Source organism: Bifidobacterium sp. ESL0763 (assembly GCF_029433395.1).
Lineage (GTDB): Bacteria > Actinomycetota > Actinomycetes > Actinomycetales > Bifidobacteriaceae > Bifidobacterium.
Window position 1 is genome coordinate 937,413 of the sequence record NZ_JAQTHW010000002.1, and the last position, 18,012, is coordinate 955,424.

General features: G+C 65.3%; 13 protein-coding genes and 1 tRNA gene. 4 read left to right on the forward strand and 10 right to left on the reverse strand.

Annotated elements, in window-relative coordinates; translation table 11 throughout:
- Nucleotides 1-65: 65 nt before the first annotated feature.
- From polA to PT282_RS04725, 6 genes are all read right to left on the reverse strand, one after another.
- Nucleotides 66-3,068: a DNA polymerase I gene (polA, locus tag PT282_RS04700; RefSeq protein ID WP_277168397.1), complete on the reverse strand. Its 3,003-nt coding sequence runs from the start codon at nt 3,066-3,068 to the stop codon at nt 66-68.
- Nucleotides 3,069-3,173: 105 nt separating this feature from the next.
- A complete protein-coding gene (locus PT282_RS04705; protein WP_277168398.1) occupies nt 3,174-3,938 on the reverse strand; it encodes an ANTAR domain-containing response regulator in 765 nt (254 codons plus the stop codon).
- 104 nt (nt 3,939-4,042) lie between these two features.
- A tRNA-Leu gene (locus PT282_RS04710) sits at nt 4,043-4,116 on the reverse strand.
- Nucleotides 4,117-4,479: 363 nt separating this feature from the next.
- Complete coding sequence (gene pyk, locus PT282_RS04715; RefSeq protein ID WP_277168399.1) at nt 4,480-5,928, reverse strand: pyruvate kinase; 1,449 nt, start codon at nt 5,926-5,928, stop codon at nt 4,480-4,482.
- A 179-nt stretch (nt 5,929-6,107) separates the two neighbouring features.
- Nucleotides 6,108-7,091 carry a TerC family protein gene (locus PT282_RS04720; RefSeq protein WP_277168400.1) on the reverse strand — a complete coding sequence of 328 codons (984 nt, stop codon included), beginning with the start codon at nt 7,089-7,091 and terminating at the stop codon, nt 6,108-6,110.
- 166 nt (nt 7,092-7,257) lie between these two features.
- Entirely contained in the window at nt 7,258-8,589 is a 1,332-nt protein-coding gene (locus PT282_RS04725; protein WP_277168401.1) for an MFS transporter, read from the reverse strand.
- A 117-nt stretch (nt 8,590-8,706) separates the two neighbouring features.
- Here PT282_RS04725 and PT282_RS04730 point away from each other — a divergent pair, with 117 nt between their 5' ends.
- The gene (locus PT282_RS04730) at nt 8,707-9,015 is read left to right on the forward strand and encodes a hypothetical protein (RefSeq protein WP_277168402.1); all 309 of its coding nucleotides are present in this window, start codon (nt 8,707-8,709) and stop codon (nt 9,013-9,015) included.
- 226 nt (nt 9,016-9,241) lie between these two features.
- Here the strand turns inward: PT282_RS04730 and uvrB are convergent, their stop codons facing one another.
- From uvrB to PT282_RS04750, 4 genes are all read right to left on the reverse strand, one after another.
- Nucleotides 9,242-11,356 carry an excinuclease ABC subunit UvrB gene (uvrB, locus tag PT282_RS04735; protein WP_277168403.1) on the reverse strand — a complete coding sequence of 705 codons (2,115 nt, stop codon included), beginning with the start codon at nt 11,354-11,356 and terminating at the stop codon, nt 9,242-9,244.
- A 120-nt stretch (nt 11,357-11,476) separates the two neighbouring features.
- The gene (gene coaE / locus PT282_RS04740; RefSeq protein WP_308201367.1) at nt 11,477-12,124 is read right to left on the reverse strand and encodes a dephospho-CoA kinase; all 648 of its coding nucleotides are present in this window, start codon (nt 12,122-12,124) and stop codon (nt 11,477-11,479) included.
- Between the two features lie 149 nt (nt 12,125-12,273).
- A complete protein-coding gene (gene rpsA, locus PT282_RS04745) occupies nt 12,274-13,755 on the reverse strand; it encodes a 30S ribosomal protein S1 (RefSeq protein ID WP_277168404.1) in 1,482 nt (493 codons plus the stop codon).
- A gap of 158 nt (nt 13,756-13,913) precedes the next feature.
- Nucleotides 13,914-14,798: a bifunctional methylenetetrahydrofolate dehydrogenase/methenyltetrahydrofolate cyclohydrolase gene (locus PT282_RS04750; RefSeq protein WP_277168405.1), complete on the reverse strand. Its 885-nt coding sequence runs from the start codon at nt 14,796-14,798 to the stop codon at nt 13,914-13,916.
- Nucleotides 14,799-15,009: 211 nt separating this feature from the next.
- Between PT282_RS04750 and PT282_RS04755 the strand changes: the two genes are divergently transcribed.
- The 3 genes from PT282_RS04755 (at nt 15,010) to PT282_RS04765 (ending at nt 17,952) form a co-directional block, all read left to right on the forward strand.
- Nucleotides 15,010-15,939: a metal ABC transporter solute-binding protein, Zn/Mn family gene (locus tag PT282_RS04755; RefSeq protein ID WP_277168406.1), complete on the forward strand. Its 930-nt coding sequence runs from the start codon at nt 15,010-15,012 to the stop codon at nt 15,937-15,939.
- 136 nt (nt 15,940-16,075) lie between these two features.
- Entirely contained in the window at nt 16,076-17,119 is a 1,044-nt protein-coding gene (locus PT282_RS04760) for an ABC transporter ATP-binding protein (RefSeq protein ID WP_277168407.1), read from the forward strand.
- The gene (locus PT282_RS04765; protein WP_277168408.1) at nt 17,116-17,952 is read left to right on the forward strand and encodes a metal ABC transporter permease; all 837 of its coding nucleotides are present in this window, start codon (nt 17,116-17,118) and stop codon (nt 17,950-17,952) included. The genes PT282_RS04760 and PT282_RS04765 overlap by 4 nt, the downstream gene beginning before the upstream one ends.
- Nucleotides 17,953-18,012: the final 60 nt, after the last annotated feature.

Here is an 18,012-nt window from a genome sequence, read left to right on the forward strand (position 1 = left end):
GTTTTAAATACCTTGGAATTCCACGGTTCCACGAAACCTCCATGCCGCTTTGGAAACGGAAACCGTCAGTGCGCGGCCGCCTGCCAGTCGGAGCCGATGCCGATGGAGACGTCCAGCGGCACGGCCAGGTCGACGGCATGCTCCATGGCGTCGCGCACCAACTCACTGACCTGTTCGCTCTCCCCCGGCGCGACCTCAAGCACCAGTTCGTCGTGGATCTGCAGGATCACGCGGCTCTTGACCCCTGCTTCGCGCAACGCGTGGTCGGCGCGGATCATGGCGATCTTCATGATGTCGGCGGCGGAACCCTGGATCGGGGCGTTGAGCGCGCCGCGCTCGGCGGCGTCGCGCACCTGGCGGCGTGAGGACTTGAGCCCCGGGAAGTAGCGCCGGCGGCCGAACATCGTCTCGGTGTAGCCTTTCTGGCGCGCGGTGGCGACCAGCGACTCGAGGTAGTCGTGCACACGCCCAAAAGTGGCGAAATACTTGGATTTGAGCACGTCGGCCTCGGCGGGGCTGATCTTGAGCTGCTGGCTCAGCCCGTAGGTGCTCAGCCCGTAGGCCAGGCCGTAGCTCATCGCCTTGACGTGGCTGCGCTGGTCGGAGCTGATCTCGTCGACCGGGATGTCGTAGACCAGGCTGGCCACGTAACGGTGGAAGTCGGCGCCGGACTTGAACGCCTCGATCAGCGACTCGTCGCCGGAGAGGTCGGCCATGATGCGCAGCTCGACCTGCGAGTAGTCGCAGCTCAGCAGCGACTCGAAGCCCTCGCCGGGCACGAACGCGGAGCGGATCTCGCGGCCGGCAGCGTTGCGGTTGGGGATGTTCTGCAGGTTCGGGTCGACCGAGCTCAGGCGCCCGGTGGCGGCGACGGTCTGCTCGAAGGTGGTGTGGATGCGGCCGTCACGCGGATTGACCGCCTCCAGCAGCGTCTGCGCGATCTGCTTCAGCTTGTTGGTCTCGCGGTGGCGCAGCAGCGCGCCGAGGAAGTCGCTGGCCTTCTCGTCGTTGGCGTACTTGACATAGAGGTTCTGCAGGGTGGCGGCGTTGGTGGTGTAGGAGCCGGACTTGGTCTTGCGCGAGGGCTTGAGGCCCATCTCCTCAAAGAGCACCGTGCGCAGCTGCTTCGGGCTCTGCAGGTTGAGCTCGTGGCCGGCGGCGTCGAAGGCGATCTGCTGGGCCTGGCCGGCGTCCGCGGAGAAGGCGTCGAGCAGCTCGTGCATGCGTCCGAGGTCCACCTTCGCGCCGTTGTCCTCGATGCCGTGCAGCGCCTGCGAGACCGGCAGCTCGATGGAGCGCAGCAGGCCGAACTGCCTGCGCCGGTCGATCGGGGTCTTCAGGAAGTCGGCGAGCGCCCGCACGAGCGCGGCGTGCCGTACGGCGTCCTGGCGCAGCAGCTCGTCCTCGCCCGCCTGCTCCTGTCCGTCGCCCCCGCCGAGGTCGAGCTCGCCCTGCGCCTGCTTGGGCTGTTCCTCGGCGACGTCGATCTTCAGGAAGTGCTCGGCGGCCTTCTCCAACGTGTCGGCGTGGAAGTCGGGGTGGACCAGGTAGCCGGCGAGCTTGGTGTCGAAGAGCGGACGGCCCAGGCTGACGCCGGCCGAGGCGAAGAGGTGCAGGTGCTCCTTGTAGCCGTGCACCACCATCGAATGGCGGTAGGCGCCCAGAAGGGTGTTCAATTCGTCGCGCATGGCGTCGTCGATCGTCCGCGCGTCGAGCACGGCCGCCTCGCTTCCGGCGAGCAGCGCCACGGCCTCGAGCCTGGCATCGCCCGGCTTCGAGCGTCCTTCGGCGTGGACCACCCACGAATGGCCCACCCGCTCTGCGCATTGCATGTCGTGGTCGACCAGCTCGGGGCCTGTGGCACCGTCGATGATGGCCTGCTCGTCCGCCTTGCCGTCGGCACCGTCGTCCGCATCGGCCTGCGCATCGGCCTGCGGCGTGGCAGCGCCCTCGCCGTCGACGCCGAACGCCTCCAAGGCATGGTCCGCGAGGCCGGAGGGGTCCGCGGCGAACGCGGAGGCGATGTTCCTGCCGATCCAGTCGCCCAGCTGGCCGGCGTCGCCGATCACGGTGACGTTCGGCTCGACGACGCTCACCTCGTCGTCCTCGGCGGCCGCGAGGTCGGCGCCGGCGTCGGCGTCCTCCGGCATCGTACCGCCGTTGAACGCCTTGACCAGCCGGTTCTTCGAGCGGGTGCCGAACTCGAGCTTGGCGAAGATGGCGTTGACCTTGCCCATGTCCATGCCGCCCAGGGTGAAGTCGTCGATGGAAACGCCGAGGTCCATGTCACGCAGCACGGCGTTGACGCGGCGGTTGAGCTTGACCTGCTCGATGTTGTCGCGCAGCGCCTGCCCTTTCTTGCCGGGCAGCTCGTCGGCGTGCTCGATGATGCCCTCGAGGCCGCCGTACTGGTTGATCCACTTGGCCGCGTAGCCGTCGCCGACGCCGGGCACGCCGGGGATGTTGTCGGCCGTCTCGCCGCGCATCGCCGCGAGGTCCGGGTACTGCTGGGGGGTGACCTTGTATTTGTCGACGATGGCCTGCGGGGTCATGTGCTTGAGGTCCTTGAAGTGGTGGCCCGGGTAGAGCACGGTGATGTCGTCGTCGATCAGCTGGAAGGCGTCGCGGTCGCCGGAAAGCACCAGTGTCTTGTAGCCGGCGCTCTCCCCCATCGAGGCCATGGTGCCGATGATGTCGTCGCCCTCGAAGCCCTGCTTCTCGATGTAGCGCACGCCCAGCGCCTTCAGCAGCTCCTGGATGATCGGCAGCTGGCTCAGCAGTTCCTCGGGCGCGGCGTCGCGGGTGCCCTTGTACTGCGGGAGCATCTTGTTGCGGAAGGTGCCGCCGGCCATGTCGAAGGCGACGGCGAGATGGTCCGGCTTCTCGTTGTCGAGCACCTGGGCGAGCATCGTCGCGAAGCCCCACACGGCGTTGGTGGGTTGGCCGGCCGAGGTGGAGAAGCTCTCCACCGGCAGCGCGAAGTAGGCGCGGAATGCCAGGGAATGGCCGTCCACCACCAGCAGCGTGCCCTCGCCCTTGCCGGATGCCTCTTTGTTCTCGTCACTCATAAGTCATGCCCTCGCTCGTTGGTGTTTCCGCCGTCTGCTCTAACTATACAAATATCGCCTGCCGACTCGCAGAGGAGACGACAGGCGAATGGTGAGATTTATGGCTCAGCGCTTGTCCTGCGCGGGCTTCGGATCGCCGTACTTGGCGATGATGGCCATGGCCAGGCGCTTCTTGGGGATGCGCTGGTCCATGGAGGTCTTCTGGATCCAGCGGAAGGCGCCCTGCTCGGAGAAGTCGGCCTTGTCCATCAGCAGGCCCTTGGCGCGGTCGACGAGCTTGCGCTCCTCGAGCGTGTTCTCGGCCTTCTCGGCCTTCGCCTCGGCCTCCTTGAGCTTGGACTCGACTTCCTTGAGCTTGCCCTCGTTGCGCTCGACGGTGTCGAGCAGGTCGTTGATCTCGGCGAAGCGGCCCATGGCGACCTCGAGGGCCGGCAGCAGCTTGGATTCCTCATAGGGCTTGGTGACGTAGGCCATGGCGCCCGCGCCGGTGGCCTGCTTGACCAGGTCGGTCTGCGAATAGGCGGTGAGCATGACCACGGGGGCGATGTTCTCGTCGCAGATCGTGCCGGCGGCGGTGATGCCGTCCATGCGCGGCATCTTCACGTCCATGCACACCACGTCGGGGCGCTCCTTGCGGGTGAGCTCCACCGCTTCCTCGCCGTTGGCGGCCTCGCCGACGACCTGGTAGCCGTTGTCCTCGAGCATGGCCACCAGGTCCATGCGGTTGACCGACTCGTCCTCGGCCACCACGACGGTGGGCTTGGTGTGCTTCTCCTCGGGCTTGCCGGCCTGCTCGGCGTCCTTGGCGGCCTCGTCACCCTGGGCCGCCGCCTTCAATTCGTCATCGGTAAGAATCTCGTCCATAACCATATCCGTTTCCACTTTGATTGTCGTCCGACCATCCCGACCCGTAGTGGCAGGGATGTAGAGACCGAGCTGAATGCCACAGAGCTCCCGACGGGGAGTGGGCCACGTGCCCTTGGTGGGACTCGAACCCACACTGCACAGATTTTGAGGCTGTTTCCTCTACCAATTGGGATACAAGGGCTTGTATCTGGACGCAACCCAACGATTGCAACCCTTTCAAACTATCATGATGAAGCGACGTAGGTCAGACCATTGCATATTTTGCGTGTCTCCTGCATCTTTTGCTCTTCCGCCCGACGAACCATGTGGCACGGAGTCAACCCGACCTCATCGACGTGATGTACGCCTCCGCCGACTTCCGCCCGACGAACCATGTGGCGCGGGAGCCAACGGCGCAGTCGAAACCGCTGGCAGAAGCGGAAACCCGGCCGGAACATGAGTCGTGCCGGCCCGGAATCTTCCGGAACCGGCACGCATTCGCAATTCAAGCCATAGGGCGGGCGGACTTGCCGCTCACCCCATGCGCACTGACGTCAAACGAGTGTCACTCGCTGTCGCAAGCGCCCACGGTGTGCACGTAGATCGAGTCGGTGCGACCCGCCTTCTGCTCGCCCTGCGCGGCCGAGAGCACGACGATCTTGTCGCCGTTGACGACCTTGCCGGCGTCGCGCAGCAGCTTGTCGGTGAAGATCATCAGCTGCTTGCGGCTCTTGTCGTGGTAGTTCTCCTTGACGCAGAACGCCTCGGTGCCCCAGCTCAGGGCCAGCCAGTGATAGGTGTGCTCGTTGTTGGTCACGCCGTAGATCGGGGCGGACGGACGCTCGCGGGAGACGCGGTGCACGGTGGAACCGGTCTGCGTGTAGGCCACGATCGCCTTGGCGTTGATCTTGTTGGCGAGATCGACGGCGGCCGAGGAGACGGCGCCGGTCGAGGACATGTCGAGGTTGGAGATGGAGGGGATGCGGTCGAAGCCGTGCTCGGTGGCGTAGCCGGAGATGCGGGCCATCGTGTTGACGGTCTGCACCGGATAGCTGCCGACGGCGGTCTCGTTGGAGGTCATGGTCGCGTCAGCGCCGTCGAGCACCGCGTTGGCGCAATCGGACGCCTCGGCGCGGGTCGGAATCGGCGAGTTGACCATGGAGCCCAGGACCTCGGTGGCCACGATGACGGGCTTGGCGTACTGGCGGGCGAGCTCGATGCAGCGCTTGGTGACCAGCGGCACCTCCTCGAACGGCATCTCGACGGCCATGTCGCCGCGGGCGACCATGATGCCGTCGAACGCCTTGACGATGTCCTCGAGGTTCTCGACGGCCTGCGGCTTCTCGATCTTCGCGACGATCGGGATGCGGCGGCCCTCCTCGTCCATGATCTCATGGGCGCGGTCGATGTCGGTGGCGAAGCGCACGAAGGACATGGCGATGATGTCGGCGCCGGTCTGGATGGCCCAGCGCAGGTCGGCCTCGTCCTTCTCGGTCAGCGCCGGCAGGCTCACGGCCACGCCCGGCAGGTTGATGCCCTTGTGGCTGGAGACCGGTCCGGCCACGACGACCTTGGTGTGCACGTTGTTGCCCTCGACCTTGGTGACCTCGAGGCGGACCTTGCCGTCGTCGATCAGGATCGGGTCGCCGACGTGGCAGTCGCCGGGCAGGCCCTTGAAGGTGGTGGAGGTGATGTGCTCGTCGCCCTCGACGTCGTCGGTGGTGATGACGAACTCCTGGCCGGCCTTGAGCTGGACCTTGTCCTCGCCCTCGGCGTTCTTCTTGAACCAGCCGCAGCGGATCTTCGGGCCCTGCAGGTCGACGAGCGCGGCGACGTTGCGACCGGTGGTCTTGCCGGCCTGGCGGAGGTTGTTGTAGACCTTCAGGTGGTCGTCGGTGGTGCCGTGAGAGCGGTTGAGGCGCGCGACGTCCATGCCGTTCTTCACCAGCTCGGTCAGGTTCTCCAGCGATTCGCTCGCCGGACCGATGGTGTCTACGATCTTTGCTTTCCTCATGGGTACCTGCCTATTCTTTGGTGACATGTTTGCCTGCGGACTCTGGCCCGCAACACGTAAGACCATTCTACTAGCATCCACCAACACGGCGAAGGGGCGACATACGGTTTGATGTGAGCGCTCACAATGCCTCTTGTCCCTTGCTATCACTAGGCAAACGCACCCATGGCGTCTATGTGCTATTGCGCCTTCGCGTCCTGCCGGCGCATCTTGACGACGCTGGCCAGGGCGGCCGCGCCGATGGCGACGACGATAACGGCCAGGGAGACCCATGTGGGGATCTCGGGCACCTGCGTGATCGGGTTGCCGCCGTTGATGAACGGCAGCGAGTTGCCGTGCAGCGCCTCCATCACCAGCTTCACGCCGATGAATCCGAGCACCGCCGCCAGGCCGTAGGGCAGGTACTCGAGCTTGTCGAGCAGGGCGCCGAGCAGGAAGTAGAGCTGCTGGAGGCCGAGCAGGGCGAAGATGTTGGAGGTGAAGACGATGAACGGGTCGCGGGTGAGCCCGAAGATGGCGGGGATGGAGTCGAAGGCGAACATCACGTCTGTGGTGCCGATGGTCAGGAAGACGATGAGCATGGGGGTGAAGAAGCGCTTGCCGTCGATGGTGGTGCGCAGCTTCTCGCCGTCGTAGCTGTCGGTGACCTTGACGACCTTGCGCAGCGCGTGGATGATGGCGTTCTCGTGGTATTCCTCGTCCCCGTCGTCGCCGGCCACCAGCTTGACGGCGGTGTAGATGAGGAAGGCGCCGAAGATGAAGAAGACCCAGGTGAAGCGCTCGATGATGGCGGCGCCCACGAAGATGAAGATGCCGCGCAGGACCAGCGCGATGGCGATGCCCACGCTCAGCACGTATTTCTGCAGTTTGCGGGGCACCGCGAAGTTGGTCATGATGATGACGAAGACGAAGAGGTTGTCGATGCTCAGCGAGTATTCGGTGAGCCACCCGGAATAGAACTCCAGGGCCGGCTTCGAGCCGGAGACCCACCAGACCAGGCCACCGAAGACGAGGGCCGCGGCCACGAAGAAGGCGATGTGCTGCACGCACTCCTTGGTGCCGGGCACGTGCGGCTTCCTGCCGACGACGAAGAGGTCGGCCACGAAGAACACGGCGAGTACAGCATAGGTGACGATCATGAACGCTAAGGGAGTTTCGGCCATATGCTCACCCTACGGGATAGCGGTGACCACGGCTCGCCACTCCCCCGCTCCTCGCGCCCGGCATGCGAATCGCGCCCGGGCATGAAAAAACGTTCCCGGCAAGTATGCGGAATACCTGCCGGGAACGTGTGGTTGATAGCCGCTGACCTAGGTCAGCGAGGCGTCATCAGGCGGCCTGCTTGGCGGCCTTCTCCTTCTTCAGGGTGAAGATGTGGAGGAAGATGGCGCAGATGGTGCAGAGCACCACGGCGACCAGCAGCATGACCAGGCCGGCGTTCCAGCCGTAGTGGTCGACGGCGACGCCGAGGAGGCTGGTGCCGCAGGTGGAGCCGAGGACGTAGCTCATGAAGCCACGCAGGCCGACGGTGGAGCCGACGGCGAACGGCGGCACGACCTCCATGGTCTGCACGGAGTCAAGGAACTGCGGGATGTAGACCAGGCAGCCGGCGAGGGCGGCGAACACGGTGACCGCGACGACCGAGGAGCTGGTCCAGTAGCCGATGATGCAGAAGACGATGATCACCAGGGAGATGATGGCCGGCGGCATGCGGTGGCCCTTGAAGAGCTTGTCGGAGATGATGCCGGCGAGCAGCGTCGACGGGATGGCGGCCCACTCGAAGAAGGTGAACGCCACCATCATCTGGCCGTGGCTGAAGCCCTTGGCCTGGGTGAGGAAGATCGGAATCCAGGTGAGGATGCCGAAGCGGATCATGTAGACGAAGGTGTCCATGAAGGAGACGAGCCAGGCGCCCGGGTTGGTGAAGACGTACTTGGTCAGGATCTGCCAGGACGAGAGGTCCTTGAAGTCGACGTCGCCCTGCTCCTGCTTGGTCTCCTCGAGGGGCTGCAGGCCCTCTTCCTCGGGGCGGCCCTTGATCAGGAAGTAGATGACGACCGCGACGATGATCGCGATGATGGCCGGGAAGATGTAGTAGGCGAAGCGCCAGCTGCCGGTGCCGACCACGCCGAGCATGAAGCCGGCGAGCGGGGAGACCAGGCCGCCGCCCACGTTGTGGGAGCAGTTCCAGATCGAGGTGATGAAGCCGCGGTCCTTCTTCTTGAACCAGGTGGAGAGCGTGATGAACGCCGGGCCCACGCCCATGCCCTGGAACAGGCCCAGGAGGATGAGGATGAAGGCGGTCGCCCACACGTTGACGCCGAAGAACGCCAGGCCGATGTTGAGGATGGCGCAGATGACCAGGCCGGTGACCATGAAGCGCTTCGGATTGGCCTTGTCGGCCAGCGCGCTCATGAAGCCCTTGCCCAGGCCGTAGGCGATGAGCAGGCAGCTGGAGAGCATGCCGACCTCGCCCTTGGTCAGGTGCAGCTGGCCCTGAAGCTCCGGGGTCGAGAGCGTGAAGTTGTTGCGCACGATGTAGAACGCGGCATAACCGATGAAGACGCCGACCAGGGACAGCCATTTGTACCTGACGAACACCGACTCGGCCTTGTCAGCAGGCACGGCCGGCTTGTGCTGAATCTTTAGAAAACCTATCATATTTTTCTCCTGTTTTTTCTCTTGCTACCCACCGTGCGACGATCGCTGAGAGAGGAATCACTATGTGCCCTTCATCACAACTTCGCACAGCAAAATAACAGTTCAGAACTGTACCATATGGCAATAATTTTGACAACCGGCGCAAGGGGTCTCTATACTCGCTTAGTCATTTTGTCCTGCACCGCCCATTTGCCGCGTCATTACTGGCAAAAGCGCCTGTCGGACGAATCGAGGAAGAAGCCGTACGAAACACCGGTGAAACGATTCACTTTCATCACCATCGAACGCTGGCGACAAGGGGACCCGGACAATGCCACTGACGCGGTCCATGGGTCATGGCATCCGACCGAAACGGATCCGAAAAATCGCAGGCACCGGCACGAAATCACCATGCTGGGCTACGTTATCGAAACGATTCACATGTGACGATGACGGCACGCCACCGAGAGACGGTGTGTCGTCATGGCCATGACGACACATATCTGCCGCCAGACACGACGCGACGGCCACGACAGGTGAGACACCATATCAGCCGGGCACCATGGCGACCGAGCACCATGCCATCGGATGCCAAGCTACGGGTGCGAACAGCCCCTGCCCAGACACCAGGCTTCAGGACGTGGTCGCACTCTCCCAAAGCCGCGGCGCTCCCCTACTTCTGCGCCTCGGTGATCTGGCGCAGTTCCTTCTTCAGGTCGCGGATCTCGTCGCGCAGGCGGGCGGCGAGCTCGAACTGCAGCTGCTCGGCGGCCGTGTGCATCTGCTCGCTCATCTGGCGGATGAGGTCGGCGAGGTCCTGGGCGGGCAGGCCGGCGTTGACGATGTCGTCGTGGTGCTTCTGCAGGTCCTTCTCGTCGAGGCTCGTCAGGGCGATGCGCTTGTTGGACCCAGCGCGTTTCTCGTCGCGGTAGCCGCCGGCCAGCAGCGTTTCCGTATCCACGTCTTCTTTGGCCAGCATGTCGGTGACGTCGCTGATCTTCTTGACCAGCGGCTTCGGGTCGATGCCGTGCTCCTTGTTGTAGGCGATCTGCTTCTCACGACGGCGGTTGGTCTCGCTGATGGCCGTCTCCATCGCCTCGGTGATCTCGTCGGCGTACATGATCACCGTGCCGGAGACGTTGCGCGCGGCGCGGCCGATGGTCTGGATCAGGGAGCGGTGCGAGCGCAGGAAGCCTTCCTTGTCGGCGTCGAGGATCGCCACCAGGGAGACCTCGGGCAGATCCAGGCCCTCGCGCAGCAGGTTGATGCCGACGATGACGTCGATCTTGCCCTCGCGCAGCTCGCGCAAGAGCTCCACGCGCCGCAGCGTGTCGACGTCGGAGTGCAGGTATTCCACCTTGATGTCGCGTTCCAGCAGGTAGTCGGTGAGGTCCTCGGCCATTTTCTTGGTCAGCGTCGTCACCAGCACGCGCTCGTGCTTGGACACTCTGTCCTTGATCTCGCCGAGCAGGTCGTCGATCTGCCCCTTCACGGGGCGCACGTCGATCTTCGGATCCAGCAGGCCGGTGGGCCTGATGACCTGCTCCACCACGCCGTCGGAAAGCCCGAGCTCGTAGTCGCCGGGGGTGGCGGAGAGGTAGACGGTCTGGCCGATGCGGTCGAGGAACTCCGGCCATTTCAGCGGCCGGTTGTCCATCGCGGAGGGCAGGCGGAACCCGTTCTCCACCAAGGTGCGCTTGCGGCTGGCGTCGCCCTCGTACATGCCGCCGATCTGCGGGACGGTGACGTGGGACTCGTCGATCACGAGCAGGAAGTCGTCGGGGAAGAAGTCGAGCAGGGTGTGCGGCGGACTGCCGGGCTTGCGCTGGTCGAAGTGGCGGGAGTAGTTCTCGATGCCGGAGCAGAAGCCGACCTGCTGGATCATCTCCAGATCATAATTGGTGCGCATCTCGAGACGCTGCGCCTCCAACTCCTTGCCCTGCTTGCGCAGCTCGGCGGTGCGGCCGACCAGCTCCTCCTTGATGGTCTTCAACGCGTGCTCGGTGCGCTCGGGGCCGGCGATGTAGTGCGAGGCCGGGAAGATGTGGACCTGCGTCTCGTGGGCGATGATGTCGCCGGTGAGCGGGTGCAGCGTGGAGATGCGGTCGATCTCGTCGCCGAAGAACTCGATGCGGATGGCCAGTTCCTCGTAGACCGGGATGATCTCGACGGTGTCGCCGCGCACGCGGAAGGTGCCGCGGGTGAAGGCGATGTCGTTGCGCTTGTACTGCATGGAGACGAACTTGCGTAGCAGGGTGTCGCGGTCGATCTGCTGGCCCTCGTGCAGGAAGAGCATGCGCCCGGCATACTCCTCCGGGGTGCCCAGGCCATAGATGCAGGAGACGGTGGCCACCACCACGCAGTCGTCGCGGGTCAGCAGGTTCGCCGTGGCCGCATGGCGCAGGCGCTCGACGTCGTCGTTGACGTTGGAGTCCTTCTCGATGTAGGTGTCCGTTTGCGGGATGTAGGCCTCGGGCTGGTAGTAGTCGTAGTAGGAGACGAAGTAGCTCACGGCGTTGTCGGGCATCAGCTCGCGAAATTCGGCGCACAGCTGGGCCGCCAGGGTCTTGTTGGGCTCCAATATCAGCGTGGGCCGCTGCAGCTTCTCGATGAGCCAGGCGGTGGTCGCGGTCTTGCCGGTGCCGGTGGCACCCATAAGCACCACATCGTTCTCGCCGTTGTTGATGCGCCGCGCGATCTCGTCGATGGCCTCGGGCTGGTCCCCCGAAGGCTCGTATGGCGCCTTGACGACCAGCGGATGGTGCGACCGCTCGATGTTGAACCCCATGCCTGCCTATCTCCTTTCGCCTTCGGACCACCCTTTGGTGGCCACCCCCGCCCGCACGCGCGACCTCGTCCACGGCGCATGCGGCACGCAGCATTTACCTTACGGCGGACGCCGCCCCGTTCATTGCCATTGTGCGAACAGCATATCAAGACGTTCGAACATCTGTTCGACTGGCTGTGTCGAGTCGATGACGGTGTCGGCGATGGTCTCGCGCCGTTCCCGGCCCGGCTGGTGGCGTATCCTGCCCTCGGCCTGCGCGCGGCTCATCCCCCGCGTGCGCTCCATCCTCTCGATGCGCACCTCCTCGGGCGCCTCGACGGAAAGGATATGGTCGAAGGCGAAGGGAATGGTGTCGATGACCTCGGCCAAAAGCGGCACGTCATGGACGATGACAGGACTCAAGGACAGCCGTCCGGCGTTCCCGTGTTCGACGGTGCTCATCCCGTATTCCCGGTCGATCTCGCGTTCCAGCTCCTGCGCCCGCCGGTAGATCAGCGGATGCTCGATGTCGTCAAGCCGCTTTCTGGCGTCAGGAGCTGCTTGCGGCGAAAAGACGTGATCGGCCATCCACTCGCGGTTCAACGAGCCGTCGGAATTCACCGCCTTGGCCCCGAATTCCCCGGCAATCCGACGCATGCCCTCGCCGCCCGGTTCCACCACCTGACGAGCCAGTCGGTCATAATCGATGAGATGGGCCCCCAGCTCCCTCAGATGCGCGGCGACGGTGCTTTTGCCGGCCGCGATGCCCCCGGTCAACCCTATCCTCATGCGAACCTCCATTGCCGGAACCGATGCCGGCCGCCACACCCATCATAGATAACGACGCAACACGAAAACCAAAGCGAAAAGGGCCGGCACGGACTCTCTCCGTACCGACCCTTTCCTCACGGAATCAGCGTGATATCACCTTTAGTGACTCACTTCTTCTCCTTGAGCAGCTCCTCGCGCAGGGCGGCGAGCTTGTCGGAACCGGCAAGCGTGCCCTCGGACTCGCTGTTGGAGGAGTACTTGGTGGATTCCTCGTGGGCCTTCTCGGCGCGCGAACCCTGGCCATCCTCGGCGGCGGACTCGGCCGCGCCTTCGATCTGCTTGGCCACGAACGCCTTGTGCTGCTCCCACAGGTCGTGGGCGGCCGCGTACTGGTTCTCCCACTCCTCGCGCTGCTTCTCGTAGCCGGCGATCCATTCGTTGGTCTCCGGGTCGAAGCCTTCGGGGTACTTGTAGTTGCCATCCTCGTCGTAGTCGGCAGGCATGCCGTAGATCGCCGGATCGAAGTCCTCGCTGGACGGATCGACGGAGTCGTCGGCCTGCTTCAGGGACAGGGAGATGCGGCGGCGGTCGAGATCGACGTCGATGACCTTGACGAAGATCTCCTCGCCCTGCTTGACGACGGTCTCGGGGTTGTCGACGTGGCGGTTGGCGAGCTCGGAGGTGTGGACCAGGCCCTCGATGCCGTCCTCGACGGAGACGAAGGTGCCGAACTGCACGATCTTGGTGACCTTGCCCTTGACGATCTGGCCGGGAACGTGGGTGCGTGCGAAGCGCTGCCACGGATCCTCCTGCGTCGCCTTGAGGGACAGCGAGATGCGCTCGCGGTCCATGTCGACGTCGAGCACCTCGACGGTGACCTTGTCGCCGACCTTGACGACCTCGGACGGGTGGTCGATGTGCTTCCAGGAGAGCTCGGAGACGTGGATGAGTCCGTCCACGCCGCCCAGGTCGACGAACGCGCCGAAGTTGACGATGGAGGAGACGGTGCCCTCGCGGATCTGGCCCTTCTTGAGCTGGGCCATGAAGGTCTCGCGGACCTCGGACTGGGTCTCCTCGAGATACTGGCGACGGGAGAGCACCACGTTGTTGCGGTTCTTGTCGAGCTCGAGGATCTTGGCCTTGATCTTCTGGCCGATGTAGGGCGAGAGGTCGCGGACGCGACGCATCTCGACCAGGGAGGCGGGCAGGAAGCCACGCAGGCCGATGTCGACGATCAGGCCGCCCTTGACAGCCTCGATGACGGTGCCTTCGACCACGCCGTCGTCGTTCTTGATCTTCTCGATATCGCCCCAGGCGCGCTCGTACTGGGCACGCTTCTTGGACAGGATGAGACGGCCTTCCTTGTCTTCCTTGGTGACGACAAGGGCCTCGACGGTATCGCCGATCTCGACGACGTCATCGGGATGGACGTCCTTCTTGATGGAAAGTTCGCGGGAGGGAATGACACCCTCGGTCTTGTAGCCGATGTCGAGCAGCACCTCGTCGTGATCGATCTTAACGACCGTGCCCTGGACCAAATCACCATCATCGAAATTCTTGATGGTGGAATCGACTGCCTTGATGAAGTCCTCTTCGGTACCGATGTCGTTGATCGCTACCTTGGTGACCTCGTTATTGTTCTCTGCCATTAAACGTGGTTTCTTTGTTATTAGTTGGATGGATAATATCGTTCTTCAGTTATATGCGACGACACATGCCTTCGCACTAGAAAGACTACCCGAGCCCCTGGCCAAACCATCCCGGCGATTCCGGGCGTGTCCAGGCGTCGTGACCGCCGGCCGTCCGGTCAGTCGACGCCGGCGGCGCGCTCGGCGATCTCGACCACGTTGGCCAGCAGCATCGCACGGGTCATCGGCCCGACGCCGCCGGGGTTGGGCGTGTAGGCGGAGGCGAGCGGCTGGCAGGCCTTGTCGACGTCGCCCCTGACGCGCCAGCGGCCCTCGGCCTCGTCGTAGACGCGCGAGACGCCGACGTCGACGAGCACCGCGCCCGGCTTGATGTCGCCGGGTTTCACAAAGTCCGCCTGGCCGACGGCCGCGACCACCACGTCGGCGGTGCGCAGGTGCGCGGCGATGTCGCGCGTGCCGGTGTGGCACAGGGTGACGGTGGCGTTGACGTTGCGGGCGGAAAGCATCAGGCCGATGGTGCGGCCGATGGTGATGCCCCTGCCCACCACGCACACGTCCCTGCCCTCAAGGTCGATGCCGTAGTGGTCCAGCAGCGTGATGACGCCGCGGGGGGTGCAGGGCTTGGGGGCGGCGGACCGGCCGTCGATGTGCAGCACGAGCTCGCCCAGGTTGTAGGGGTGCATGCCGTCGGCGTCCTTGGCCGGGTCGATGCGTTCGATCACCCGTCGCTCGTCAACGCCCCGGGGCAACGGCAGCTGGACGATGTAGCCGGTGCAGGCCGGGTCGGCGTTGAGGCGGTCCACGGCCGCGAGGATGTCGTCCTCCCCCGCGTCGCCGGGCAGCTCGACGCCGATGGAGCGGATGCCGACCTCGGCGCAGTCGCGGTGCTTGCCCGCCACGTATTTGCGCGACCCGACGTCGTCGCCGACCAGGATGGTCCCCAGTCCCGGTTCGACGCCCCTCGCCTTCAGGCGCTCCACCCTTGCGGCGAGGTCCTTCTTGACCGACGCGGCCACGGCCTTGCCATCGAGTCTCTGCGGCATGCCCATCCCCTTCCGATCCGTCCGGCCCCAGGCCGGAGATGCGTACCGCTCCAGAATAAACCGTGGGCACAACGCGGGCGCGAAACCGCCATCGTTTCCGAACTCATGGCCACGGTGCCCACCCGGCGGCCGTTGTCAGCATAGCCCTCGATAATGGATGCACCAATCGAAAGCCGCCGGCACGTGGCGGCGCAAGCACAACGGAGCCCCTATGACACATCTTGGCAATCGCCGGCCGGCATGGCACGGGCTCGTCGCGCTCGCCTCGGCCATCTGCATGGCGCTGGGGCTGGCGGCGTGCGGCCCGTCCGGAGACAACGAGCAGAGCAAGGCCGCGACAGGGCGGGGGCCGATCACGGTGGTCGCCTCGATCAACCAGTGGGGCTCGCTGGCGCGGCGGATCGGCGGCAAGGACGTCCACGTGACCTCGATCGTCCATTCGGTGTCCGTCGACGCGCATGACTTCGAGCCGCGTACCAGCGACATCGCGGCCATCCAGAAGGCGGCGATCGTGGTGACCAACGGCGCCGGCTACGACTCGTGGGCCACCAAGAGCATCGTCAGGTCCTCGATCCGGGTCGACGCGGCCGACGCCGTGGGCGCGGGCGAGGGCGACAACGCCCACCTCTGGTTCTCCAAGGACGCGCGCCGGGCCATGGCCACCGAGCTCGCCGACGCGTTCGCCAAGGCTCGGCCGGGCAAGGCCAAGGCGTTCCAGTCCCGGCTCAAGGCCTGGCGCGCCGACGAGGGCAGGCTCGACAGGAGGATGGCGGACTTCTCCAAGCGACACCGCCACGCCTCCTATGGCGCCACCGAGGCGGTGGCCTACTATCTCATGGCCGACATGGGCCTCGACGACCGGACGCCGGAGGGCTACGCGCGGGCCGTCAACTCCGAGGGCGAGCCGGCGCCCGGCGACCTGCGCGACTTCCAGAACCTGATCGCCAAGCGCGGCATCGACCTGCTGATCGACAACGTCCAGGAGTCCAACGGCACCACCACCCTGCTCGTCGACTCGGCGAAACAAGGCAAGGTGCCCGTCGTCGACGTCACCGAGCAGATGCCCGAGGGGCAGAGGGACCTCACCGTCTGGGTGGGCTCGCTTGCCGACGCGGTCTCGCGGGCGGCCGGCAAGGCCTAGGCGGCGTTCGAGATCTTGATGACCTTCCCCATACGAACCATGACATTCAGCTATTTGAAAATGATTGTCAATGTCAGGATTCAGGATATAACCATCAGCATCATCGGTACCATGGCATGACGGAAGGCACGGGAGCATGCGGCCACACATTTCCGGAGGCGCGACGCACGCGCAGGACCGGCCGGCGACGGCCGCCGACGATGACGGCACGCCGCATGGCGCAAGCACGGACAGGCACGGGCACCGTCACCACGACGACGGCGGTGAGATCGCGCTCAGATTCACGAACGCCAGCGTCCGGCGCGGCGAGCGCACGATCTGGAGCAACGGCAACCTCTCCATCGCCGCGGGCTCGATCACCGCGATCGTGGGCACCAACGGCGCCGGCAAGACCACGATGATGAAGGCCGAGCTCGGCCTGCTGCCCCTGGCGAGTGGCTCGCTGACGGTGCTGGGCGGCAAGCCGGGCTCGATGAACCACGCCATCGGCTATGTGCCGCAGAACTACACCAACGACATCGATTCCAACATCACCGCGGGCCAGGCCGTCCTGCTGGGCCTGACGGGCATGAGGTTCGGCATCCATCCGGTCACCAGGCGGCAGCGCGCCCGGGTGCGCGAGGCGATGCGCTTCGTCGGCGTCGAGGACAAGGCCGACCGCCGCCTCTCCGAGCTCTCCGGCGGGCTGCGCCAACGCGTCGCCATCGCCCAGGCCTTGGTGGGCGGCCCGAGGCTGCTGATGCTCGACGAGCCGCTGGCGAACCTCGACCTCGCCTCCCAGCGCGAGACGGTACACGTGCTCGCCCGCCTCAACCACGAGATGGGCATGACCATCCAGGTGGTGGCCCACGACCTCAACATGCTGCTGCCCATCCTCGACGGCGCCGTCTACCTGATCGACGGCCATCCGCACTACGCGAGGATGAACGAGGTGCTCGACGCCGACCTGCTCACCCACCTCTACGGCACGACCGTGCAGGTGGTCACCACCCCGCAGGGCGACATGTTCGTCACCCCGAGCCCCGACGAGCCGGCGGCGGTTCGGCCGGACACGCACTGCCCCGCCGAGGTCGCGCAATTCCACCACCACCGCCATGCCGAGGCCAACGCCGCATCCGCCCCGCAAGACGCATCCGCGACGGACGGCCGGCACCAAAAGCGAAGCGAGGAACGCCGATGAACGCCTGGAACACCTTCTTCGAGCCGCAGTGGCGCTCGATCCTCACCGCGCCGTTCATGCTCAACGCCTTCCTCGCCGGACTGTGCATCGCCCTGGCCGCGGGCGTGATGGGCTATTTCACCATCGCCCGCCATTCCACCTTCGCCGCCCACGCCCTGGCCCACATCGGCCTGCCGGGCGCCACGGGGGCGGTGCTGCTCGGCCTGCCGGTCTCGCTGGGACTCGGTGTCTTCGCGCTCGGCGGCGCGCTGGTGATCGGGGCGCTGGGCAAGCGGGCCTCGCAGCGCGAGATCGCCACCGGCACCGTGCTCGCCTTCGCCACCGGCCTGGGCCTCTTCTTCGCCCGCATGTCCAGCTCCGCCGCCCAGCAGATGCAGTCGATCCTCTTCGGCTCGATCCTGACGATCACCACCGGGCAGGTCGTGGGCTTCGCCGTCTTCGACGCGCTGCTGCTCGCGGTGCTGGCGGTGGTCTACCGGCCGATGCTCTTCAGCTCCCTGGACGAGCAGGTGGCGCAGGCCAAGGGCGTGCCGATCGGGCTGATGAACGTGCTGTTCATGGCGATCATGGCCGGTGTCATCACCATCGCCGTGCCGGCGGTGGGCACCCTGCTCATCTTCGCGCTGGTGGTCACCCCGGCGGCCACCGCCAACATCCTCGCCGGCTCGCCCTTCGCCTCGATGGTGCTGGCGAGCGCCGTGTGTCTGGTGTCGATCTGGGGCGGGCTGGTGCTCTCCGCGATGTTCGCCGCTCCCCCGAGCTTCATCATCGTCACCATCTCGACGCTCTTCTGGGCGGCAGCCAAGGCCGTCGAGGCGCTGCGTTCCCGCTGAGGGCGACGCCACGCTTCCGTCGGCGGACGTGCGTTCACCGTTTCCCATATAGGCAACCCC